This is a genomic window from Chitinophaga sp. LS1 (genome assembly GCF_034274695.1).
Taxonomy (GTDB): Bacteria; Bacteroidota; Bacteroidia; order Chitinophagales; family Chitinophagaceae; genus Chitinophaga.
In genome coordinates, this window is the sequence record NZ_CP128362.1 from 1735380 (window position 1) to 1762349 (window position 26970).

Genomic DNA, 26970 nt, shown 5'->3' on the forward strand with positions numbered 1-26970 from the left:
CGCATCTCCAAAAAATTAAAATGTAAATACAATGAAAGTTGCCGTAGTAGGAGCTACCGGACTGGTAGGCTCAAAAATGTTACAAGTGTTGACGGAAAGAAATTTCCCAGTTACAGAACTCATACCAGTAGCCTCTGAGAAGTCAGTAGGTAAGGAAGTAACATTTAAGGGCAAGCAGTATAAGGTAGTCAGCGCAGATACGGCAATTGCCATGAAGCCAGCAGTAGCCCTGTTTTCTGCAGGTGGTAGCACATCTACAGAGTGGGCACCTAAATTTGCTGAAGCAGGTATTACTGTTATTGACAACTCCTCTGCATGGAGAATGGATCCTACCAAGAAACTGGTAGTACCAGAGATCAATGGTAAAACACTGACTCCTGAAGATAAGATCATTGCCAATCCAAACTGTTCTACCATCCAGATGGTACTGGCATTAAATCCACTGCATGAGAAATATAAGATCAATCGTGTAGTAGTATCTACTTATCAGTCAGTAACCGGTACTGGTGTAAAAGCAGTAGAACAGTTAATGAATGAACGTAAAGGTGTAGAAGGACCTAAAGCTTACGCTCACCAGATAGATCTGAATGTGATTCCTCAAATCGATGTATTCCTCGAAAACGGATATACGAAAGAAGAGATGAAGATGGTGAAGGAGACTGTAAAGATCATGGGGGATAGTAACATTCGTGTCACTGCTACAACTGTTCGTATCCCTGTAATGGGTGGACACAGTGAATCTGTGAACGTTGCATTCGATAATGAGTATGAATTGAGTGAAGTACGCAGCATTTTAGAGCACACTCCGGGTATAATAGTAGTAGATGATCCTGCAAATGCAAAATATCCGATGCCAAAAGATGCACATGAGAGAGATGAAGTGTTTGTAGGTCGTTTGCGTCGTGATGAGACCCAGGAGAAGACTTTAAACATGTGGATTGTCGCAGATAATCTGCGTAAAGGTGCAGCTACCAACGCAGTGCAAATAGCAGAATTTTTACATGCACAGAAATGGATCTAATTAATCCATCCGTGATATTCGCTAACGTATATACGTTATAACATAAACTATTGAGAGCAAGTGACCTACCACTTGCTCTTTTTGTATCAATTAGTATTATTCTGATGAGAAATTTGTATCACCACAACAAAAATTACACAGAAGTAGTATTGATTAATGAAGGATAAAATTCAATTTTGGTACTAATAATCCTATGCCAACTTACTTCTGCCAAAAAAGTTCAAACTTAAAGAAAGTAAGGTGCTGACAGAACTAAAATTCACAAATCCGTAAACACCCTTAAGTCCTATGAAAACCAACGCCAATCGTGAGCTTTTATTGATGCACAAATTTACTGAAGAGTGGAGCAACAACTTTTCTTCACAAGTATCACGCATCATGAACATTGTGGATCAACATGATACACTGGATGGCATTATCCCAATCATTGAGGTAGCCAACGTGTATAACCAACGTTTTGCGCATACTAAAACGGACAAAGAAAACCTGTTGAAGAATCGCAAGGCAAGGCCATTTGAGTTCCTGATCCACAAAAACTAGCCAGCAAAGTATTCGTCCCGTATTTATCTGTTGGCCTTATTAACATGTGTATATGTCAGGTATACATATCCGGCAGATAGGACTACAGACGAGTCTATTTTGTGGTGGAGATTGTCTAAGAAATCGAAGAGTGTATTGTAGAAGAACGTTAATTGCCTGTGCTCCAAGTCATGCACAGGGTTAAAATTTTTTGTCCTACTGAAGACGGTGTTGAAAACGGAAAAAGGGCTGACTAAAAAGCCTATAACAGTCATTGCACAACAAGTGCAGCAACCATAGCTTTTTGGTCAGCCCGGAGATTGGGTTAAGATGGAACCATTATTCCAGGTCCAGTGCCCGATCCATGAATTTTACAAAAGGCTGCATGACAGCAAAGATTTTCAGAATTTCTCTAACAAGTGCAGGCTGTAAGGCAGCATCGTCCGAGATGTGGTGCCATACTGTGAAGCTTTTTAGTTTCAGGTAAGCTATGGCCGGATTGTCCGGCTGGTACCCCTGCGGCGCAGTTTTGAGTGCTTCTCCCTCTATTTTACCAAAGTAGCGGATGAAATCCTTATTGGATATAATCTGCTGGAATTCCTCAAAGTTGTAGTCTATTTCCTGTCTTACTTTCTTTAATACGGATGCTTCAGGCATCCAGAGGCCACCGCCTGCAAAGCTATTTCCACCTGGTTCCAGGTGGAAATAATAGCCCGGATGGGGTGTTTTGCGACCACCGGGGGCAAATGCAGCGCCCATATTTGTTTTGTAAGGTGTCTTGTCTTTTGAGAACCTTACATCTTTGTATATACGGAATGTACAGTCCTTTACCTGTAGTCCGATCAGTGCAGGATCCTGTTTGCACAGGCCATCCAGTATCTGCTGTACTACACTATCAAAGTCGGATTTGGCCTGTTGATAGTCCTCTTTATGGTCATCAAACCATGGCTTATTGTTATTCTTGTTCAGTGATTTCAAAAATTTCAACGTGGTGGGCTGTAACATGCATCAGATTTTGTACACAAAATATAAAATAGCTTTTAGAAATGGTACGTTGCAGCCACTAAAACGTTTGGAGAGGTGCTTACAGGCGCACCGTCGTGTTTGTTGAAAATATCTACTGATGCTTTGTCGAGTCTGAATTCAGGGATAATAGTCAGGTTGCCTACTTTATAGTTCACAGATACCGTACCTGCCATTACATGACCACCGGTAGTACCAGCAAAGGTCTTGAGGCCATCGGCATCATCAAAGTACTCTCCCCTTAATGTTACACCCAGTGTCTTGTTGAAATCAATGTTCATGTATAAAGCCGATCCCCACCATTTGGCAGTGTTATCGATTGCTTCTTTTTCACGCGTATTCTTGTAGGTGCTCACAGTACCATTGTAACCAAATCCGATTGCATCACTCACATTATAGAGTGCTACGAAGTCTATCTGATGGTTCTGAATACCGGCAGTATCGCGGCCTTCCAGGTAGTTCAGGTAGAGTTTGAGTGGTGTAGTATTGGCACTGTAACCAATCTGTGCGCCGATATATTTGCTATTCGACCAGGAAGCCGATTTGAAATCAGTAGGATTGAATACACCAAACATTGCTGTCAGGTGCTCATTGATGGTGATATCTGCCTTTACACCAGTATTGAAGAAAGGACCATTGCTGAACATATAACTCATACTGTAGTTCCTGTTCTGATAGGCATCTACAAGCTCATAGCCAACGTGTGTGGCAAAGCTACCCATGCTGATTTTCAGTTTATCCAGCACCTGGTAACTGAGGTAGAGCTGTTTGACTGCCATTTCCATACTTCCCTTATCAGCGGGATGATCATTGTATGAAAACTCCGCAGCTCTTCTGCCAAATCCAAGATCGGCTACGATGCTACCTTTCTGGAATGTATGCTCTGCTTTGAGTGAGAACATACCCAGTTCAAAACTATTGTGCGAATTAGTGAAGCTTGTCTTATTGTCTGTGCTGTTACCGTTGAAATTATACTTGTAATAAACATCTGCTGATCCGGAGATATTCACTAATGGAGCTTTGGTAGAATCCACCGTTTGGGAATAGGCAAAAGAAATCTGGCTGACAGCGAAAGCTGTCAAAAAAAGTTTTTTCATGCAGTAAAATTTGGATGATAAAAGGAGTGTGCTAAATCTACGTGGTGGCTGCTTCTAACGATAAGGGCCAGTTAAGGCAATAAGAAAGAATAGCTAATAATTAACCTTGGGGAAGGAAAATTTTTACACGAAACAAATAAGAAATTGGTTGATAAAATATCTGGTTGATAAAATGTTGCTATCTACAATTTCCCGTGTTAATTATTAGCTATTCTAAATGTTTTGGGTATATCAAACTCACTATATAATCTTCATTAGTCTACGATTGGCTCTTCCTTGAGTGTGCCATTGTCGTATACGCTCATCATGTTTGGATGATAGCTTTCGTTGTGCTGTGTAGCATCCAGACCCAGTGCTTCTTCTTCTTCGCTTACGCGGAGTGGGTGGAAAGCATCAATCAGTTTGAAGATCGCGAAGGATACAACGAAGCTGTATACTACTACGATTGACAGACCGATGAACTGAGTTTTGAACAGATCGAAGTTACCATAGAACCAACCATCTACTACGTTCACAGCTTTTGTAGCGAATATGCCTGTGAGCAGCATACCTACCATACCACCGATACCGTGACAAGGGAATACATCCAGTGTATCGTCGATAGCGGTTTTAGATTTATAATGAACCATCATGTTGGAAATGATCGCAGCAATGAAGCCCATGAAAATACTCTGTGGGATACCTACGAAACCTGCAGCAGGTGTAATAGCTACCAGACCAACTACGGCACCGATACAGAAGCCCAGTGCAGAAGCTTTACGACCACGAACCACATCGAAGAAGATCCAGGACAAACCAGCAGCAGCAGCAGCAGTGTTAGTAGTTGCGAAAGCAGATGCAGCCAGACCACCAGCTGATACAGCGGAACCGGCGTTGAAACCGAACCAGCCGAACCACAGCAAACCAGTACCTAACAGTACGAATGGAATGTTTGCAGGTTGCAATTCTTTCTTTTCAATATGATCTTTACGGCGTTTCAGTACCAGGGCACCAGCAAGTGCAGCACAACCAGCAGAAATGTGTACCACTGTACCACCTGCAAAGTCGATTACACCAAGCTTGAAAAGGAAACCTTCCGGATGCCATGTCCAGTGTGCAATTGGACAATATATCAGTAAGCAGAAGAGCACCATAAACAATACGTAAGATGTAAACCTGATCCTTTCAGCTGTAGCACCTACTACCAAAGCAGGCGTGATAATCGCAAATTTCAGCTGGAAAAGCGCGAACAACAGTAAAGGAATAGTAGGAGCACCAGACCATGGCGCGCTGGAAGATACCCCCTTAAAGAAGAAGAAGGTAGATGGATCACCGATAAAACCGTGATAAGATTTACCAAATGACAAGCTGAAACCTACAGCTACCCATAATATACTGATCAGGCCCGTAGCTATGAAGCTCTGCATCATGGTTGAGATCACGTTCTTGCGGTTCACCATACCACCATAGAAAAATGACAGACCAGGTGTCATGAAAAATACCAGGCAGGTTGATACCAGAATCCACGCGATGTCACCATAATTGTATTTTCCCTCAGTATCTACAAAAAGTGGCTCATTCTTCATGAATAAACCAATTATCGCCACCAATCCCAGAATAATAAAGGGTAAATAGTCTTGAAATGATGTTTTCTTCATAGCAATGCAATTTTAAATTTCTTCAATAAAAGTAGGGATAAATTTAAATTATCAAATAGATGGGGTCAAAAATAGAAATCATCTTATAAATACAGGCTAAAAAGGGTCAAATGCTAACTATATTATAATTAATAATAATATTAATAATGATTTTGGTCATTCTGTGAGTGGAAGAAATGATTATATCAAAATATAACTTATTGATAATAAGCTCATTATTTGGTACTTAAGTAGGAATTAACAATTTTCTAACACAGGGCTTTTGAGTATTACTGCATTTGGGAGATGAGGCTTGCAATTTTATGTAAAACAACTACATAAACATTATTTATATTTTGTTACGTTGTACGGATTTACTTTAAACCCAATATCATATATTAAAAATTACAATATTAATTTTACTACTTAATGGTTTCTTAGAGGAAGTGACTTTCATTTTTAGACACATTTTTTGATCTTTTTATAATCCAAACCATGAAAAAAAGGTTTTGCCAATGACAAAACCTTTTTTTCATGAAAGAAGGTTGAAAAATCAAAGGTTAAATGCCCTCAATCTTCATATTAAGATAATTTAATTATAATTCTTTCATAGCATCGAGCTCACGCTGCAAAGCAAACATCTGGTCGCGGAGTCTGGCAGCTTCCATGAAGTCCAGATCTCTCGCCGCCTTCTCCATATCCTTTTTGACTTTGGCGATTGACTTCTCCATTTGAGGAATGGTCCTGGAAGCGGCTACCTGCTTGGCGTAGTCCACGGCATTTTCTGCTACCAGGGTTACCTCATCATGTACGGCCATCGGCGAATTCTCATCGAAGTTCTTGATTTCCAATACAGATGTCTGCCCCATGATCTGCTCCCTGCTCTTCAGCACCGTTCTTGGGGTAATACCATGCAGTTGGTTGTAGGCAACCTGCTTTTCCCGGCGACGGTCAGTTTCGTCGATGGTACGCTGCATACTGTCCGTAATCTTATCCGCATAGAAGATCACCAGTCCATCTACGTTACGCGCCGCCCTACCTGCTGTCTGGGTAAGGGAGCGCTCATCACGGAGAAACCCTTCCTTGTCCGCATCCAGGATGGCGACCAGCGTCACCTCTGGCAGGTCAAGCCCCTCACGGAGGAGGTTCACACCCACCAGTACATTTATATTACCTAAGCGCAGATCGCGGAGGATTTCTATTCTTTCCAGAGTATCCACTTCGGAGTGGATATACCTTGACTTAATATTAATACGCTGCAGATACTTGTCCATTTCCTCGGCCATACGCTTGGTGAGGGTCGTGACCAGTACACGGCCGCCACTCTGCACACGCTTGTCTATTTCTTCCAAAAGATCATCTACCTGATTTATACTGGGCCTTATTTCAATAGGAGGCTCCAATAGACCGGTTGGTCTCACTACCTGTTCTACCACCACACCTTCTGTCTGACGCAGTTCATAATCACCAGGTGTCGCACTTACGAAGATGGCCTGGTTCACCAGGTTCTCAAATTCGAAAAAGTTCAGTGGGCGGTTGTCCAGCGCAGAGGGGAGGCGGAAACCAAAATCGACAAGAGTGAGTTTACGGGAACGGTCACCACCATACATACCGCCAATCTGAGGGATGGTTACGTGGCTCTCGTCTATTACTAACAAGAAGTCTTTCGGGAAGTAATCCAACAGACAGAATGGACGGGTACCAGGCGTACGTCTGTCCAGAAAGCGGGAGTAGTTTTCAATACCGCTGCAATAACCCAGTTCCCTGATCATTTCGAGGTCATAATTGACCCTTTCTGAGAGACGCTGGGCTTCTATATGTTTTCCTTCTGCACGGAAGTAATCTACCTGTGCTTTCAGCTCATCCTGTATCTCAAAAATGATCTGTTGCATCATATCTTTTGGAGCGAGGTAAAGATTGGCAGGGAAGATGGCGGCGTTGTCCATGGTGCCGATCCTTTTCCCGTTCTGTATATCAAAGCTTTCGATCTCTTCTACCTCATCACCAAAGAAGGTAATTCTGTAGGCATAGTCTACGTATGGCAGATTGATGTCTACCGTATCACCTTTTACACGGAAATTACCACGGTTAAAATCACCGGTGGTACGGGTGTACAAAGAGTTCACAAGACCATGTAAAACGGTATTACGACTAATGGTCTGGCCTTTGTGTAAACGGATGATACCATTTTCATAATCGGTAGGGTTACCCATACCGTATATACAGGATACACTCGCTACCACGATGATGTCTCTGCGACCGGAGAGCAGATTGGTAGTGGCTTTGAGACGCAGCTTATCCAGCTCTTCGTTGATGGCGAGATCCTTTTCTATATAAGTATCACTAACCGGCATGTATGCTTCAGGCTGGTAGTAGTCGTAATATGACACGAAATATTCGACAGCATTGTCGGGGAAGAACTGGCGGAATTCGCCGTAGAGCTGAGCTACCAGTGTTTTATTGTGGGTGAGCACGAGGGTAGGGCGCTGTACCTGTTGGATCACATTGGCTACAGTGAAGGTTTTTCCTGAACCTGTTACCCCTAGCAGGGTTTGGTAAGGAGCTCCATCCTGCACGCCTTCCACCAGTTCTTTGATTGCTCCCGGCTGATCGCCGGAGGGAGCGTAAGGTGAATGAATTTTAAATGGCATACCCAAATTTACTAAGAAATGGTTAAACGATCGCTGCAGCCTTCGGCAATAGCAATATAGGGCCGGCAGCCGGCAGCATGAAGGAATTGAGTCACTGGCTGGAAGTACGCCGGCATGCTTTTGATGGTTGCTGATGAGAATTGGATGACTGGTCAGTAGTATCAATGATAAGTCATTACCTTTACTTTTTAGTGACTTAACCAGCTCATTTATTTTTTTATGCTTAAGAAGTTATACCTGCTTGGTCTGGGCCTGATATTACCGCTCATACCACTATCTGTTTTTGCATGGGGCGTGACGGGACACCGCATTGTTGCTGAGATTGCTTACAGACACCTTACACCCAAAGCCTTAAAAGCCGTTCAGGCCATTCTTGGAAAAGAAAGTATGGCGATGGTATCTACATGGCCTGATTACATCAAGAGCGATACGACACATACTTATGATCATCGTTATAGCTGGCACTTTGTCGATTTTCCTGCGCATATAGATAAAGCAGGAATGGAAGCAACGTTGAAGACAGTGAAGAAAGAGAATCTGTATGATGAGACCGAAGCGTTGATCAGTGAATTGAAATCCCGTAAAGGTACTAAAGAAGAACAGTGGCTGGCAATGACTTACCTGATACATATGATTGGAGATATGCATCAGCCTTTGCATGTGGGTAGAGATGAAGATCAGGGTGGTAATAAGATTCAGGTAATGTGGTTTGGTAATCAGTCTAACTTACATAGAGTGTGGGATGAGCAGCTGATAGATTTTCAACAGCTGAGTTATACAGAGTATACAGCCGCGCTGGATACGGCAGATGCCGGACAGATAAAGGTGATGCAGAGTGGAAGTGTGAAGGATTGGTTGTATGAGTCTAATCAGATGGCGGATAAGATTTATGATAAGACGCCGGCAGGAGAGAAGTTGAGTTATAAGTATAATTATCTTTTTGTGAAGGATCTGAATAGTCAGTTATTGAAAGGAGGGTTAAGACTGGCAGCTATCTTAAACGAAATTTATAAATAGCAAAAAATGAGGTTGTCATAAATAAAACCTCTGAGAATCGAATAAATAGAAACCTGTATCCATTAGGTATCTGAATAATAAGAGCGTGTATCTTTCTTTTGATACACGCTCTTTTTTTTGGCAGGCACCTGCGGCGGGCTTTTAGTTGAAAACAATCGCAGCGGCTTATGCCCAAAAGATTTATTTAACTATACTAAATCAATATCGAAATTCACTAACTCTACAAACTGATCCAGTCTCGCTGTAATATCTTCCTGCGTAATTGTCTTCAAACGATCCGCACCAAACTTCTCCACACAGAAAGAAGCCATTGCAGAACCAACAATAATCGCAGTCTTCATATTTTCAAAAGAGATATCTTTTGTTCTTGCTAAGTGGCCAATGAAACCGCCTGCAAATGTATCGCCAGCACCGGTTGGATCGTATACATCTTCCAATGGTAATGCAGGTGCAAAGAATACATGGTTCTCATGGAACAACAACGCACCATGCTCCCCCTTCTTGATGATCAGGTAACGGGGACCCATTGTCAGGATCTTACGCGCCGCTTTTACCAATGAATATTCACCAGACAGCTGACGAGCTTCTCCATCATTTACCAGCAGCACATCTACTTCTTTCAGTACTTTTTTCAGATCATCCAGCGCTACTTCCATCCAGAAGTTCATTGTATCCATTACGATCAACTTAGGCCTGGTCTTCATTTGTTTGATCACAGACATCTGTACCTGTGGTGTAAGGTTACCTAATATCAGGAACTCACTACCCTGGTAGTTATCAGGAATCACAGGGCTGAATTCAGCCAGTACATTCAGCTCAGTGATCAGGGTATCGCGGGTATTCATATCCATATGATACTTACCGGACCAGTAGAATGATTTTTCATCCTTCTTTACCTGAACACCTTCCAGTGCTACGCCCTTGGCCCCCAGGGATTCCAGTTCTGCTTCAGGAAAATCCCCGCCTATTACAGATACCTGGTTAATAGGTTGTACGAAATTGGATGCAGCCCATGCAATGTAAGTAGCGGAACCACCTACTATTCTTCCTGACTTTCCAAATGGGGTTTCTATATCGTCAAATGCCATAGTGCCTACAACTGTGAGCGACATGTGTTAATCGTTTTAAATGAGTTTAGTTAGATATTTTGAACACGCGCAAAGGTAATTAAACTTTTACCCGCTTCCACCATCCTTTTCTGAATATGATGATTGATGCTATAGCCATCACGGATTCTGCGGCCGCTATAGCCGTGAAAACCCCGGTAGGCCCCCAGTTCAGATGTACTGACAATACCCACGCCAGCGGCATCTGCAACATCCAGAAACCAAAGATATTGATGATAGTAGGAGTGCGGGTATCGCCGGCTCCATTAAATGCCTGCGACAATACCATGCCATAAGCATAGAAGATATAACCCAGACTTACTACCTGCAATGTCTGTGCACCATAAGCCACCACCGCAGCTTCCTTCGTGAACAACAGGATGATGGGCTTCGCTGCCAGTATGAAGAAGAGCGATACAAAACCCAAAAAGACCATATTGAAAAACGCCGCTCTCCACACAGAACGCTCTGCCCTCTCTGGCTGCCCTGCACCGAGGTTCTGACCCACCAGCGCTGCGGCCGCATTCGCCATGCCACTAGCCGGCAACAGGGTGAATATTACCACTCTGATAGCTACGGTATACCCTGCCACCGCCTCTTCGCCAAAGCGCGCAATCAGGCGTACCAAAAAGATCCAGCTGGTCGTATTAATGAGCAACTGAGCTGTACTACCCATGGCAATCTTCAGCAACCTGCCGATCAAAGGGAAATCAGGCTTTAAATGATGGGCAGATATTTTTATCAATCCCCTGCCACCAAAAAGATTATACAGTTGATACACTACGCCCACACCACGGCCTATGCAAATGGCCAGTGCCGCACCCATCAATCCCATGGCAGGTATTGGGCCCAAACCATTGATGAATAAAGGACATAAAATGATGTTCACAATATTCGCAATCCAGAGAGAACGCATCGCCATAGCAGCATCGCCCACACCTCTGAATATACCATTGATCAGGAACAACAATACGATCACCAGGTTACTACCCATGATCATACGGGTATAGATATTACCATGCTCTACCACCTCAGCAGGAGCGCCCATCAGCGTAAGCAGATCGCGGGCAAATACAACACCCAATATGCTGATCAGCACCGAAAAGCCCACAGCGATATACAATGACTGAACCGCACTATGCGCTGCCGCATCCGGATCCTTTTCACCTGTACGCCGCGCCACCACTGCCGTGGCCGCCATACTCATCCCGAACGCAATGGTGTATACCAGTGTCAATATAGATTCAGTTAAGCCTACTGTTGTGATGGCATGGGTACCCAGCTTGCTCACAAAAAATATATCTACTACTGCCAATAGTGATTCCATCACCATTTCCAGTATCATGGGTACAGATAATAAAAAGATGGCCCGGTTAATACTACCGGTCGTAAACTCAGTCTCTGTGCCTGATACTGCCGATATAAATAACCGGAATACCCTGCGCAGACGATTGTCAGCTACCTGCTGCATTGTCAAATTGTTATAGAAGTTAGCAATGAAAGTTGGTACGGATGTACCGCAAATTTGGAGGTCGAAAGAAGGATCACGGACGTACCGGATCGGGAATTACATTTCCATAGTTCGTTGATTGAAGGATACTAAGGTAGTTTTTTTTCTCTTAAAGCTGGCTGGAAGAATAAATACAAGATAATCTTATAGCAATTGTAACTTTTTATACCCTATACCCGTTTCATGAAAACTAGCGAACCCCATTTAACCTATATTTTTATTCTAGCCCTGACATCAATTATACGGGGATCATGCTTTACACTTCATAAAAAATAATGGCCGGTCTTACAACCGGCCATTATTATGATGGTCCTCTTTTCGATAGGATATGGCTCCCACCTCGTGGTGGGTTTAACCTTCTTTATAGATTATTGCGATAACTGGGTTACGCGCAACACCTTGAACTCTGTTCTTCTGTTCAGCTGTCTTCCTTCCGGATTATCCTTACCGTTAGGCAGGGTATTCGGTGCAATCGGCCTGGTTTTACCATAACCTTTCGCAATCATACGGGATGACGGGATACCTCTGCTGATCAGGTAATCAACACAGGATTGTGCCCGGCGCTGAGATAATTTCATGTTATAATCATCCTTACCCTTACCATCTGTATGAGCGCTCATTTCAATGATAATATTCGGATTATCCAGCATAATAGAAACTACTGTATCAAGTACAATCAGTGATTGCGAACGGAGTGTCGCTTTATCAAAGTCGTAATAGATATCTTTCAGGATAATTGGCTTGCCTATTTCATAATGTTTCAGACAGATGGTAGGACTCTCCATGGAATCCACTTTCTCCAGCTGATCTGTATTGATAAAGATCGCTTTGGAGAAGTAATTTTCTTTCTCCGCCATGATCTTATAATTCATTCTAGGCGCTACTTCAAAACGGTAACGGCCAGTTTCATCCAGTGTTACCTGTTGCAGTACTTTTTGCTGAACGGTATCAATCAGGGTGATCTTTGCACCTGACAATGGCAGGTTGTTATCACAATCCATGACCATACCATGTATTGACTTGGAAATCCTCTTGATGTTAAACAATTCCAGACAACATACAGATTCTCTGTCAGAGCTGATGTAGCCACCATTCATAGGGTGCGACCAGTCAGACGTCGCGTAGTAGATATCATCTTTTGGAGAGTTCAGTGGTGCACCTAAGTTTTTAGGAACTGCCCAACTGCTGAAATCCCCCTCGCTGGAATAGAAATCCAGTCCACCCAACCCCACACGGCCATCGGAACTAAAGATCAGCATATGCCTGTCGCCATCATAAAAAGGGGCCTGTTCCTCATCGCGGGTATTGATACCAGTACCCATGTTTCTGGCAGGACCCGGGTTATTTTTATCCAGCATGCTATACCACAGGTCATTCTTACCCATACCACCTGGTCTGCCGGAAGCAAATAACAGGTACTTCCCATCTGCAGTTACAAATGGCTGCATAGAGCTATAGCCATCTACGTTTACGTTTGGACCTAATGCCTTTGGCTCTGACCAGGTGCTGCCACTACGGGTACTTGAATAAATAGCAGCAACTTTTACCCCGTTTTTATTTGTCCAGCGGGTCAGGTAAATGGTATTGCCATCAGGGCTGACCGCAGCTACACCCTGATCTATACCCTTTACTTCAGGTATGGCAAGGGGGCGGCTATTACTGAAGGAAGCATCCTTTCCATCGGCCTGAAATAAACTGTTGATATAAGGATTTTCCTTTTTCTTTTTTTCCAGTATTGTCGTATCAGGGCGGGAAGAAGTATACAGCAGAACATTTTTCCCCAGCAGGGAAGGAGCGTAGTTAGCACCTCCTACGTTTACATCGCCATTCAGTTTTGTAACGATGTAACCTGGTGTACGACTGGCTTCTGAGATCGCAAATTCACAGCTGGCAGTTTCCAGCGCTACCCGCGCACTTATTTCATCTACCTTGGTATACTTGTCCTTAAACTGTTTGAATTGTTCAATAGCTTCGGGATACTTACCATTTGCACGCAAACATACGCCATACCAGAAGCGGGCCAGTGGAAACAATTCATTGTTGTTGTAGCTCACCACCTCTTCATAATACTTCTCTGCATTCCCAAAATCGTTATACATGCGGTAAGACTCTGCCAATCTATACTTCACAGTTTCATAATCTTTGATCTTACCTATATCTTTCCCTTTTTTGCCAGCCTGGTAGGGCAGCACTTCATTCGCATTTATTTTGAATGTACCCAGTGCTCTGTTGTAATACTGCGCAGCAGAATAATAGTCTTTGGCTTCGTAATACACATCGCCTGTCCGCTTATAATCGTAAACGTACTGTGCCTTTAGAGAGTGAACCGTAAATAAGCAGCAAACGATGGCCAGCCAATAGTGTGCAATTTTTTTCATCCGTTATTTTTTTGTTTTACAACCGTGGGCATATGAAGTATTCCTCTCCATACACTTTCTTCTTGCGGCTGATGAAAGACAGGGAAATTTCGAAACTGTTGCTGCCATTTACCAGTCTTCTCAGATTGGAGGCGTTTACATCATAACTGAGGCCCAGTACAAAGTTTCTGAAATGAAATCCGGCAAATGGAATAGCAGAATCATTCCAGCGGTAGTTACCACCTATGAGAAAATCGAAGTCTTCATTTACCAGTACGGATCCATACACACCTGCTACTATTTCTTCGGCATTACCCTGTCGCAGGTACATACCATTTGGGGTAAGGCTAAACACATCATTTATCTTAATACGGCTACCACCATGTGCGAGGTAACGAACAGGCAGTTTCCTGTTAGCCCCTGTCACGAAAGGATCTACAGGCTGTGTAAGATGGCCCGCAGACACCCCTACAAATGGGTTAAACTGGTGATTAGGGTTACCATCAAAGAACATCGCACCGGCGGCGGCATCAAATACATTTGAGGAAGTAGTATTGATATTCTCTCCACTGGATTTTGTAGGGTCGAATCCAATTACAGGATCGTACTGGCTACCCAACTGCCATTTAGATGGATCAATACGGCGGTTGATCATACCTGCCTGCACACCGAATACCAGCTGACTGGTGCCCGTAGCGCCGAAACGTACGCCCCTGTATGAGAAGCTGGCCATTCCATTGAAGTAATTGTAACCGGCATCACCTGCTTTCATGTTCGTCACATTGATACCAATCCCTACATTGTTCGCTGCTGCTGCATCAAATGAGAAGCCCATAGTAGAAAAAGGTTGCCCAATATTCACCCATTGGTTACGGTAATTGGCACTGGCTCTGTAGTCGCCGTCGATCACACCTGTCAGTGCGGGGTTGAGCCACAACGGATAAGCATAGTACTGAGAAAAATGGGGGTCAACCTGCGCCCTGGTTAATTCTGGCAGAAACGCTGCAGCCGCCATTAATGCAATAGCAAATATATTCTTATTCTTCATCGGAAGAGGTTTATCGTTTGATATTAATAACCGGGATAGCGTCTGTCACTATCCCGGTATCTGTATTAGTTATCTTACAATGGTGACGGTACCTTTCTTGTTTACAATCGTACCATCCCGCAGCGTAGCTTTCAGTACATAGATGTACACGCCTACCGGCTGCTGAACGCCGCTCATCGTACCATTCCATCCTCTAGCCTGATCCCTGGTTTCGTAGATCAGCTGACCATACTGGTTGTAGTACATCATGACGATAGAGGCGACCTTATTGCCGTATACATAATGGATGTCATTGAAGCCATCTCCATTCGGTGTGAACACATTTGGAACAAAGATGCTGTTGCCTTGTGGGTTCTTCGATTCACCGGTTACGGCATTAGACAGGGCACTTGTTTCACAGCTTTCGCTACCCAGTGCTCTCACCTGTATCGTCACTGGCTGACCAGGCGTAAGGCCATATACTGTATGTGTAGTACCTGTGCTGCCAGAGCTTGGCGCAGTATAAGTCGTACCGTTGTTCGTGGTCACTTCATAACCGGTTGCACCAGCTACAGGATCCCATGTGAAGGTCACAGCATTAGTAGTCGTGAGCGCAGTGTCAACGCTTACTACCGGTGCACTGAGCGATTGCAGAACTGTTACGGTAGCTGCCACCCTGGTACCGCTTGTACAACCACCTGAAGAAGCAACTTCTACATAGTAAGTAGTCGTCGCGGTGATGGCAGGAGTGGTGAACGCTGCGCCTGTTGCTACTGCAGTTCCACCTGTTGCGGTGGTATACCAGCTAAAGGTTGCACCTGTTGTAGTAGATGTCGCTGTTAGCGTTGCACTCGAACCTGGGCAGATACCAGCTTCATTGCCGGATACAACTGCATTGTTACCAGGTGTGCCGATGGATACTGTTACAGCTGTGCGTGTATTGCTTGCACAACCATTTGGATTTTGTGCTTCCACATAGTACATGGTAGTGCCTGTTATAGCAGGAGTCGTGAAGGTAGATCCTGTGCCGGCTGCTGTTCCACCTGTATTGGTTGTGAACCACTGATAAGTGAGACTTGCATTCGGATTTTGTACCTGCAGTGTTGCAGTAGAGTTTGCGCAGGTTACGACTGCGGAATTCACTACTACTGGTGCAGCAGGTGTCGCATTCACAGTTACCTGTACCATGGTGCGGCTTACGCTTATACAACCACCGGTTGCTGCTTCCACATAATAAGTAGTATTAGCGGTGAGCTGTGGTGTGGTGAAGTTTGCACCTGTGAATACTGGTGTACCACCGGTTGCAGTTGTATACCATTTATAAGAGTAGCCTGATACAGGACTTGTTACTGAGAGTACCACAGTGTTGCCTGCGCATACTGTCGCACCACTTGTAGCTACTGGTGCATCGATCGTGTTCACGATTGTTACCGTTACACCTCTGCGTGCCAGGCTGCTACAGCCAGAGCTGTTCAGAGCTTCTACATAATAGGTAGTATTCGTGCTGAGGGCAGCTGTTGTATAATCAGGGCCTGTAGAGAGCAGGTTACCGCCAGATGGTGCATCGTACCAGCGATAGGTAAGTGATGCATCCGGATTCAGTACTGAGAGGGTAGCAGTACCACCTACACAAGTAGTTACATTGGTAGATACTACATCAGGCGTAGTAGCAGAGTTGTCTACCACGATGCTGCCTGCTGTACGGGTAGCGCTTACACAACTTGTACCGATCAGGGTCTGTACATAGTAAGTCGCATTTGCAGTTACTGCTGTTACATTGAACACAGGACCGGTGAATACCAGGGTACCGCCTGTAGCAGCATCATACCATTGGTAAGTAGCACCTGTCTGTGGATTCAGTACGGTCAACGTACCATCGTTTCCAGCACATACTTTCACGCTGCCAGACACCAGGGTTGGTGCATCAGGTGAAGTACCTACTGTCACTGTCGCACTTACTCTTGCGCTGCTGCTGCCACAACCGGATGTTGTATTCACAGCTTCTACATAGTATGTAGTAGTCGCAGTCAGTGTAGGTGTGGTGAAGGTTGCACCGGTGAATACAGGTGTACCACCTGTTGCTGTTGTATACCAGTTATAATCTACGCCGGTAGTTGTTGATGTCACACGCAGGGTGACGGTGGTACCGGAGCAGGTTGTTACATTATTTGATTCGAGTGTCGGAGTTGCTGCTGGTGTTGCAACAAGCACACTTACTCTTGCTCTTACTGCACTGGTACAATTACCATTGCTGGCCTCTACATAGAAATCAGTGTCAGTGTTGATGACAGAGGTCGTAAAGGTTGCGCCGGCGCCCAGTGAAGTACCACCAGTTGCTGTGCTGTACCAGCGATAAGTGAATGCTGCATTTGGATTCTGCACAGAGAGCGATGCAGTATTACCCTGACATACGCTTACTGAAGCAGCGGTCACTGTTGGTGTACCTGGAGATGCGATGGCTACCACACTCACTTTCGTACGACCACCCGTATTCACACATCCGCTTGCATTTACAGCTTCTACATAATAGTCAGCATTCGCTGTTACATTTCTGATCGTGATAGAAGCACCTGAACCAACCAGGGTACCTGCTGTAGCAGCATCATACCATTGGTAGGTCACGCTGCTCTGTGGTGTAGATACAGACAATACTGCATCCTGACCTGTACATACATCTACGCTGGTAGCGGAAACTACCGGTGCATCAGGATTCAGCGATACATTGGCGGTCGCAGTTACTCTTGCACCACCTGCTGTACAACCAGATGCTGTGTTCACCGCTTCTACATAGTATACTGTAGATGTAGTGAGTGCACCTGTTGTATAAGTCGCACCTGTAAATACCGGTGTACCGCCAGTGAGGGTAGTGTACCAGTTATAAGTAATACCAGTTGTGCTGGATGTTACTGTAAATATTGCCTGCTGGCCTGAACAGATATTTACATTGTTCGCCGTCAGGGTTGGGGTTGGAGCACCTGCTCCGACAGTGACAGTGGCTTTCACTCTTGTTGCGAGTGTACAGCTGCTGTTGCTGGTTTCTACATAGAAGGCAGTATCTGCTGTGAGTGCATTGGTCACATATGTAGTGCCGGTGAACAACAGCGTACCACCTACAGGAGCGCTATACCACTTCGTCGTGATATTAGTACCTGTCACTGTAGCAGTGAGGGTAGCAGTATTTCCAGAACAGATATTCGCGCTGTTAACTGTAGGCGTGGAGAGCGCTGGTACTACATTCACTGCTACAGATACCCTGTTTGGATTCGCACAACCATTGGATGTACGTACTGTCTGTGCATAATAAGTAGTATTGGCAGTCAATACCGGTGTGGTAAAGGTCGGACCATCGCCTACCTTAGTACCCATAGCATTGTACCATTCTATAGATGCTACAGCGCTGGCTGTTGCCGTGAGGGTAGCAGTTGTACCACTACAGATAGTAGTGCTTCTTACAGCAACCACTGGTGCAGATACCTGGCGGGAAGCGTAGTATACGCGGAGGGTCACCAGTGCGGAGATCACACCACCTCTGAGTTTCACCTGTACGCGGTCGTAAGCTGCACCTGGCGCAAAGGCTACGGTGAACTTATTGCTGCCGCTCAGCAATGATACTTTCAGGTTGCTGCTATTGAGCAGGAGTGCATCGTTGTTTGCAGTGGCGCCATTGTAGCTGGATATTTCTATCGCACCCAGTAATGAAGCGTCTAATACCTGTGCAGGCAGTTCCAGCACCAACCTTACGCTATCACCTGCGGTAGCAGCGTCTGGGAAGATGAGGGATTGCTGTACACTTCCACTACCAGCCGCCAGTGGCACTGACAGCAATGAATAGTTATCAGTATTTACATCTGTCGTATTTGCAGCATCCTGTACAGAACACAATACGCAGATAGCAGTTGTGCTGTTAGTTTGTGCATTTGCAAAGTCGCACGCAGTATTTGTTGCTACTGTTACTGTGAGCGGTACAGCGGTACGCTGACTGCCACAGGTAGCAGAATCTGCCACGGCTTCTACATAATAAGTGATATCACTGGTCAGTGCACCTGTAGTGAATACATTGCCTGTGAATACAGGTGTACCACCTGCAGCATCTGTATACCAGTTGTAAGTAACACCCGTTGTTGCAGGAGATACTGTCAGCGTTGCTGTCTGGCCGGAAATTACCTGACCATTAGCTGGTGATACATTTACAGCTGGTGCACCCGGAATTGCATTCACTTTTACAGTGGCTGCAGTTCTGGTAGCACTTGCACAGATACCTGCTGCCGCTTCTACATAATAAGTAGTAGTGGTATTCAGTACCGGTGTAGTGAAGGTTGCACCTTCAAATATAGCTGTGCCACCTGTTGGTGTGGTATACCAGCGGAATACAACGCCATTGGTTACAGCAGAAGCTACCAGTTGAACAGCGCTGCCTGCACATACCTCAGCAGATCCTGGTGTTACCGTTACGACTGCTGGTTGTGTGATGACATTTGCAGTCACCATAGTGCGGGTAGTGTTGGAACAACCTGCTGCATTGGAAGCCTCTACATAGTATACGGTAGTTGTGTTTAAAGCAGGAGTGGTAAATGAATTACCGGTAGCGATAGCCGTACCACCTGACAATGCGGTATACCAGCGATAGGTCACGCCTGTTACCGGTTTCACATTGAAGGTAGCAGTGCTGCCACTGCACACGGTGATGCTCGTTGTATCCAGTGCTGGTACATCCGGAACAGGATCTACCACAGCAGTAACCGGTACCCTTACAGGATTAGGACAGGTCAGGCTTGTCTTCACTGCCTCTACATAATAAGTAGTGGTCGTGTTCAGCGCTGGTGTCTGATAGCTGGTGCCAGTGAAGATGGAGGTACCACCTACAGCTGTTGTATACCAGCGGAAGCTTACGTTGGATGGACCTGTTGCCAGCAGGGTAGCACGGTTGCCAGCGCAGATAGTATCACCTGTTACAACCGGCAGACCTACCAGGCGGCTGGCGTAGTGAATGTTCACTGCGCTAAGTGCGGTGGCCAGACCAGAATTGAGGCGTACTACGATCCTGTCGAAGAGACCTTTAGGCTTGAAGCCTACCAATGCCTGTGAATTGCCACTGAGCAGACTCACATTGATACCTGCAGCATTCAATGCTACAAAGTCATTGTTGGAAGTAGATCCATTATAAGAACCTACCTGAATAGTACCTAACAGACCTACATCGGCCAGTGAGTTAGGGAAAGACAGGCTAATCTGTACGCTGTCATTCAGTTCGCTCACCTGCGGGAAGATCAGGGTTTGCTGTACATAGCCACCCGTCAGACCCAGTATTACATGCAGGGTAGAGTTGCTGGCAGTACTGTTGTCTACAGACAGGGCTGGGTTTTCTACATAGCAACCTATGCAGATACCATTGGCTGTATTGGTTTCTGATGTAGCGGCATCACAAGGGATGTCGTTATTACCAGGAATCACGGTAGCGGTTACAGACACGCGGGATGCAGTCTTACAACCAGCAGCATTCACTGCTTCTACAGTGTAGGTAGCTGTTGCCGTAATAGCGCCGGTATTGAATACGGCACCGGTAAAGATAGAATCGCCGGCCGCATTGTACCATTTATAAATCAGGTTCGTTCCGGTAGCATGCGCGGTGAAAGTAGCGCTCTGACCACTGCTGATGGAAGTACCCATCGGTGTTACAGTAAGTCCGGTAGGTACTGCATTCACCGTCACAGCTACCCGGGTCCTTGTTGTGCTGATACAACCATTATTATCTGCTTCCACATAGAAAGCAGTATCGGCTGTCAGTGCGTTAGTCGTATAGTTTGGAGTAGATGCCAGCAGGGTGCCTCCTGTAGCAGCAGTATACCAGCGGAAGGTGGCTCCGGATGGCGCTGTTGCCAGCAGGGTTACCTGGTCGCCTGCGCAAATATTCTTAGCAGCAGCAGTCGGCGCCACAGGTGTATTACCTACGCTCACCATCACTGGTACCCTGGTTGGGTTTGCACAACCAAAGCGGCTGGCTGCTGCATAGTAAGTAACCGAAGCGTTGAGGGCTGCTGTAGTAAAGGTGTCGCCGGTAGCTACAGCTGTACCACCCACTGCACTGGTGAACCAGGCAATGTCCGCATCATTGGTAGATGTTGCGATAAGGGTTGCCGTATTACCGCTACATACATTCACATTAGATGCAGATACATCTGGTCTTGGTGTCACTACCGCTGCGAAGTAAACATTCACAGTCGTCAGGGCAGTCAGCAGACCATTGATACTTACCATCACACCATTAAAAGTTTTGGTGGTAGGTATGGTCACTCTGAACTTGTTGCCAGTATTCAGCAGGGTAAGACGGATCGGGTTATCACCGAGAGAACGCGCATCACCATTGGCAGTGGCACCATTATATGTTTCTACCCTGATACCACCCAGCAATGTAACATCCGCTACTTTGCCAGGAATTTCCAGATCCAGCGTGATGCTGTCACCGGCTGGGTAAGTATTGTTATACCTCAACAACTGACCGATGTAACCAGCAGCACTTAAGGTAGCATTGATAGTGGAAGCAGAGTTTGCATTCTGATCTACTGCCAGTGCAGGATTGCTTACAGAACACAACAGACATACACCACTGATAATAGGACTTTGCTGTGAAGTAGCATAACTACAAGGGGTTGGCTCTGTAGGCAGGTTGATATCTACCCTTACAGCTGTACGGGTAGCGCTGGTACAACCATTCACCGGATCTTTTACTTCCACATAGTAGATAGCCGCTGCTGTGAGCGCACCTGTGGTGTAAGTGGTGGAATTTGATTTCAGCAGATTGCCACCTGCCGGTGCATCGTACCAGTTGTATTGATATGCCGGGTTTGGACTAAGCACCGTGAAGGTAGCCGTCTCACCGGAGTTGATAGTTTGTGTAGCCGGATTTACCAATGGCTGTGGTAAACCTACCATTACGTAAACTGCTTTACGCACAGGGTTTGCGCAACCACTGCTCGATACGCCTTCTACATAGTAGATCGCATTGGTTGTTGGTGTTACCGCATAGGTAGCACCGGTAGCCAGGGCTGTACCACCCGTAGGCTGGGTATACCAGCGGAAAGTAGTACCAGGACCTGTCGCCTTCAGGGTTGCTGTAGCACCCGCACATACATACACTGTATCTTTTTCTACGGTAGGCGTACCTGCAAAGATCTCTGCTGAATATACTTTCAGGGCTGTGAGTGCTGTAGCCAGACCACTCAACCGGATATTCACCCTGTCATAAGCAGCACCAGGAGCGAATGTATAAATCAGGTCTCTGTTACCATTCAGCAATTGCAGGTTCAGGAGACCACTGTTCAGAGTCACTGCATCGCTATTAGCAGTTGCATTGTTGGAAGAAGAGATCTCGATACCCGCTAATGCGTTCAGATCTGTCAGGCCTGTATTGAAGCCCAGCTTGATCCTGACGCTGTCTCCCTTCACACCAGGTGCAGGGAAAATAAGGGATTGCTGTACATAAGAACCTACCCCCAGGATAGTGTGGATCACAGAAGCAGTAGCAGTACTGTTGTCCACCGCAGAATCCTGTTTCTCTACATAGCAACCTACGCAGATACCACTGGTAGTAGATATCTGTGAGGTAGCACCACCACAATCAATATCCCCAACAGGGGTTGGACCACCTGTGCCATTCAGCGTGATAGCCACTGGTGTACGCAGGCTCTTACAGTTTGCATCGCTGAGCGATACAGCTTCTACATAATATGTAACATTCGCAGATACCGGAGGGGTAGTGAACTGAGATCCTACATATACAGGCGTACCACCGGTAGGCACTGTATACCAGTTATACTGGTAAGCAGCATTTGGCGATACAACATTGAAAGTAGGCGTTGCGCTTTCTGCTACGGCAGCAGAAGATGGAGTCACATTCACACTTGGCAAACCAACTTTCACCTGTACAGGTGTACGTTTTTCACTACCACAACTATCAGCACCAACAGCGGCTACGAAGTAGGTAGTGTCTTTAGTGACAACAGGTGTAGTGAAGGTCGTGCCATAACCTACCGGCGTACCACCCGTGTAGGAGGTATACCATTGATAAGTATAGCCAGTCGGACCTACAGCAGTCAATGTAGCAGATGAACCGCTACATGCATATATAGTGGATGCGGACACCTGAGCGATCGGGGTCACCACCTGTGCATAATAAATATTGTAAGAAGAGAGGGCGGCAAGTAAACCATTCAGGCGAATTTCGACCCGGTCAAAATCTTTGGTCGCCACAAAGGTGTAGGCCGATTGCTGTGCTCCACTCAGGAGACGAACGCTCAACAGCCCAGGAGACAATGCTACCATATCTGCATCAGCTGGACGCGCCCCATTCCCTGTACCTACGCTTAAACCAGCTAGCAAAGTTGCATCCAGCAGACCAGTGCTCGTACCAAGGCCAATACGGATAGAGTCACCAGCTTTTCCTGATTTAGGGAATACCAGATCCTGGTAAATAGTTGCACCCAGACCGACATTGATACGCATAGTAGCCCCTGTTGTTGCAGATGCATCTACTGCATTGCCAGCGTCAGACACACCACACAACAGGCAGAGTAAACCGGTAATGCCATTGTTCTGTGTAGTAGCGCCGCTACAGCTCAAGGCACCATTGCCGGTAGTATCAGTTACATCGACAGTAACAGCTGTACGTTCTATACTGATCAATCCATCAGTCGGAGACACCGCTTCTACATAATAAGTCTTATCTGCATAATTGGGAGGGGTAGTAAAGGTACTACCTGTATGTACAGGTGCACCGCCGGTAGGCACATCGTACCAGTTGAATACCGCATTAGGGATGCCTGGTATACTGGCAGTAAGCGTAGCCGTCTGACCTGCATTTACATTGGCAGGACTGGGGGTGACCGTTACCGGTATCATCGCCGCTGCTTCATAAATATACAGTGAGTTATCAGTAGCCACCAGGCTGCTGAGGTCTATTGTTGCTGCATCAAAATCCTTAGTAACAGGGATTGCCACGCGCACGCTGCTGATTGTATCTTTTGATAAGAAATCCAATGTTAATAATGGAGAGTTCAATGCCGTACGATCATTGTTGCTCACATTGTTCAGGGAAGTGGTTACCCCGATATTACCCAGCAGGGATACATTGGCAATCGGATCACCTTTCACACCCAGGATCAGGATAATGCTGTCACCAGGGTGATAAACACCAGGGAAGGTGATCTTCTGACCTACAGAAGTAGCTACACCCAGTGGCAGAGAAAGACGGGAAGCTGTAGTCGTATCACCGTCAATAGCCAGCAGCGGATTCTGTACACTACAGAGTGCACAGGCTACGCCGGTAGTAATAGGAGAAGTCTGGTCAGTGCCATATGTCCATAATGGGCCATTGCCGCCACCTATAGTGACAGGAACTGCGGTACGCACAAAACTGGTGGTGCCGGCAGGATCAAGTGCTTCTACATAATAGGTAGTATTGCGGATGAGCGCAGGACTTGTAAAGGCGCCAGCACCGCTGAATACCGGTGAACCACCGGTAGGAGTAGTGTACCAGTTGTAAGTAGGATTGGAGATCCTGATAGAAGGCGTTAAAGTAATGCCTGTGTTATAAGCAGTTTTTGCCGGATTAGGCGTCACTGATACAGGGATCATAGCCGCTACTTCGTACAGTTTGAGTGAACCGGATATACCCAGCAATCCGCCAAAGTCAACTTTCACACCATCGAAAGTATTGGTAGCAGGAATAGTGACTTTGAACTTGCGTGCGTTATTCAATCCTCCGCCGAGTACCTGCAATTTCACAACAGCATTGTCCAGTGTTCTGGTATCATTGTTAGATACCGCAGGACCCGCAATGCTATTCTGGTAAGTGGTTACAGTTACTTTAGGCAGTACTACCGTCGCAAGGTTTTCAGTAGGCGCTTCCAGGAAGAGGACGATGCTATCGCCAGCCTGATATACACCTGGCATTTTTACCAACTGGCCTATGGTAGACAATATACCTAATGGTACAGTCAGGGTAGAGGCAGTAGTGGTATCGCCATCTGCAGCCGATGCAGAATCTGTCACAGTACAACCAGCACAGGCCACGCCACCGGTGATGGGGCTTTCCTGATCCTGGCCATAACTCCAGATAGTTCCCGGACCGCCTGCTACCTTGATAGTGACAGGTGTTCTGACATAGCTGCTCAGGTTATTATTAGGATCATAGGCTTCTGCATAATAAGTAGATGTTCTGGACAGGGCAGCCGTTGTAAACGGATTACCAGTAGATACGGGAGCACCGCCAGTAGGAGTAGTATACCATTTAAAGGTTGGCGTGCTCACTCTTGAATCGATGCTGGCTGTCAGGGTTTCTGTGTTGCCGGCTGTGATAGTAGGTGCCGCAGGAGAAATAGTTACCGGAATCACGGCAGCTGCTTCATAAATGCGCAATGCACCAAAAGCAGTAAATGCAGTACCAAGATCGATTCTTACACCATTAAAATCTTTAGTAGCAGGAATCGTAACTCTGACTTTAGGTGTATTGCCCAGACCCAGACCGGATGCCTGTAAATGTACCAGACTATTATTGAGCTGGATCGCATCATTATTAGGAGTAATACCCTGATAGGTAGATATCTGGATAGCTGATAATGCAGCGACAGATATTAACTGGCCAGGTACGTCCAGGTCCAGCACGATATCATCACCGGCTTTGTAGTTGCCAGGAAATGCAATGTACTGCCCTACAGTGGACAATGCACCTACCGGCATGGAGAGGGTAGAGGCAGTGGTGGTATCACCATCTATTGCATTGTCCGGGTTGTCAACTACACAACCAGCACAGGCCACACCATTCGTCAGTGTGCTGACTTGCCGGTCGCCATACATCCAGAGCAAACCAGCGCCGCCACCTACCAGTACTTGTACGGGTGTGCGTACAGGGCTTACCAAACCATCTGCAGGATTGGTAGCTTCTACATAGAAAGTAGTTGTGCGGTTTAATACAGGGGTTGTAAAATTAGTGCCACTGCCAATCGCAGTACCACCATCAGGTTCAGTATACCATTGAAAGGTAGCTCCTGGAATACGAGGCAAAGCCGCAGAGAGGGCGACTGTACCACCAGTGATGACTGCAGGGGTAGCAGGTGTCACTGTTACAGGCTGAAATGCGGTTACTTCATACACACGTAGTGTACTGAATCCACTTACGACTGCAGAGAGGTTCAGCTGCACTTCGTCAAAAGTATGTGAAATGGGGACAACCACCCTGACTTTTGGTGTACTGCCGATGCCTAGTTCCAACAGGTTTAACCTCACCAGATTATTATTCAGCGAGATCTGATCGTTGTTACCCACACCTGCATTGAAGGTGCTAACAGAGATAGCACTCAGCAGGGAGAGGGAAACATTCTGGTCAGGAATTTCCAGGTCAAATGCAATCGCATCGCCTGATTGATAAGTACCGGAAAATGTGAGCTGAAGCCCTACACCGCCGACAACGCCGACAGGCAGGTTCATAGTTGCAGCAGTATTGGCGTTGCCATCTACAGCATTTGCTGCGTCACTCACACTACAGGTAGCACAGGCCAGACCAAAGGTGACTACATTCGGATTCCCTCCGGAACTCCAGAGGGGGCCATCAGCGAAATAAGTACCTGAAGTATACCAGGTTTGCCAGTGTGGTTGCTTTCGCAAAACAGGTGCATAGGGGTGTAGCGCTGCATACGCCTGCAACCATGACAGGGCGTTGTTGTTTTGAATGTCGTTGCTAAAGTCGGCAGCAACTGGCGTAGAAGTTTTCTTAGCAAAGGAAACTCCTGCCGGCAACCCAACCATGCAAAGACATGAAAAAATAGTAAGGATAAAAGCTCTTAGGGAGCCTTTAAGAGTAGCGTTAAGATGCATAGAAATCAATTGGTTCGGGTTATAAAGCGTGTATGTTTTTCACAGTTTTTGTTTTCACATTCGTTTTTCAAGGAATTCAGGTCAATTATGCATCACATCGAGTCTGGCGTCCATAGGCCACTCAGTAGGATACACAGCACACATATATTAATGTCTAT

12 protein-coding genes are annotated in these 26970 nt (G+C 45.9%); 3 read left to right on the forward strand and 9 right to left on the reverse strand.

Annotation, left to right across the window (positions count from 1 at the left end):
• Positions 1-31: 31 nt before the first annotated feature.
• The gene (locus tag QQL36_RS07160) at positions 32-1021 is read left to right on the forward strand and encodes an aspartate-semialdehyde dehydrogenase (protein WP_083722933.1); all 990 of its coding nucleotides are present in this window, start codon (positions 32-34) and stop codon (positions 1019-1021) included.
• 288 nt (positions 1022-1309) lie between these two features.
• Positions 1310-1561 carry a hypothetical protein gene (locus tag QQL36_RS07165; RefSeq protein ID WP_143708839.1) on the forward strand — a complete coding sequence of 84 codons (252 nt, stop codon included), beginning with the start codon at positions 1310-1312 and terminating at the stop codon, positions 1559-1561.
• 318 nt (positions 1562-1879) lie between these two features.
• On the opposite strand, the gene QQL36_RS07170 is transcribed toward QQL36_RS07165, so the two are convergent.
• The 4 genes from QQL36_RS07170 to uvrB form a co-directional block, all read right to left on the reverse strand.
• Positions 1880-2545 (reverse strand): DUF2461 domain-containing protein, encoded by a 666-nt coding sequence (locus QQL36_RS07170; protein WP_083722932.1) that lies wholly within the window; start codon positions 2543-2545, stop codon positions 1880-1882.
• Positions 2546-2580: 35 nt separating this feature from the next.
• Positions 2581-3660: a porin gene (locus tag QQL36_RS07175; RefSeq protein ID WP_083722931.1), complete on the reverse strand. Its 1080-nt coding sequence runs from the start codon at positions 3658-3660 to the stop codon at positions 2581-2583.
• Positions 3661-3914: 254 nt separating this feature from the next.
• On the reverse strand, positions 3915-5297 hold the full coding sequence (locus tag QQL36_RS07180; protein ID WP_083722930.1) for an ammonium transporter: 1383 nt from the start codon (positions 5295-5297) through the stop codon (positions 3915-3917).
• Between the two features lie 575 nt (positions 5298-5872).
• On the reverse strand, positions 5873-7927 hold the full coding sequence (gene uvrB / locus QQL36_RS07185) for an excinuclease ABC subunit UvrB (RefSeq protein ID WP_083722929.1): 2055 nt from the start codon (positions 7925-7927) through the stop codon (positions 5873-5875).
• Positions 7928-8146: 219 nt separating this feature from the next.
• Here uvrB and QQL36_RS07190 point away from each other — a divergent pair, with 219 nt between their 5' ends.
• Positions 8147-8944 (forward strand): S1/P1 nuclease, encoded by a 798-nt coding sequence (locus tag QQL36_RS07190; protein ID WP_321569389.1) that lies wholly within the window; start codon positions 8147-8149, stop codon positions 8942-8944.
• Between the two features lie 188 nt (positions 8945-9132).
• Here QQL36_RS07190 and QQL36_RS07195 read toward each other — a convergent pair whose 3' ends face one another.
• From QQL36_RS07195 to QQL36_RS07215, 5 genes are all read right to left on the reverse strand, one after another.
• A complete protein-coding gene (locus tag QQL36_RS07195) occupies positions 9133-10056 on the reverse strand; it encodes a PfkB family carbohydrate kinase (RefSeq protein ID WP_321569390.1) in 924 nt (307 codons plus the stop codon).
• A gap of 55 nt (positions 10057-10111) precedes the next feature.
• Positions 10112-11521 carry an MATE family efflux transporter gene (locus QQL36_RS07200; protein WP_083722926.1) on the reverse strand — a complete coding sequence of 470 codons (1410 nt, stop codon included), beginning with the start codon at positions 11519-11521 and terminating at the stop codon, positions 10112-10114.
• Positions 11522-11928: 407 nt separating this feature from the next.
• Positions 11929-13938 carry an OmpA family protein gene (locus QQL36_RS07205; RefSeq protein ID WP_321569391.1) on the reverse strand — a complete coding sequence of 670 codons (2010 nt, stop codon included), beginning with the start codon at positions 13936-13938 and terminating at the stop codon, positions 11929-11931.
• Between the two features lie 16 nt (positions 13939-13954).
• Positions 13955-14965 carry a PorP/SprF family type IX secretion system membrane protein gene (locus tag QQL36_RS07210; RefSeq protein ID WP_321569392.1) on the reverse strand — a complete coding sequence of 337 codons (1011 nt, stop codon included), beginning with the start codon at positions 14963-14965 and terminating at the stop codon, positions 13955-13957.
• Positions 14966-15034: 69 nt separating this feature from the next.
• A complete protein-coding gene (locus tag QQL36_RS07215) occupies positions 15035-26743 on the reverse strand; it encodes a gliding motility-associated C-terminal domain-containing protein (protein WP_321569393.1) in 11709 nt (3902 codons plus the stop codon).
• Positions 26744-26970: the final 227 nt, after the last annotated feature.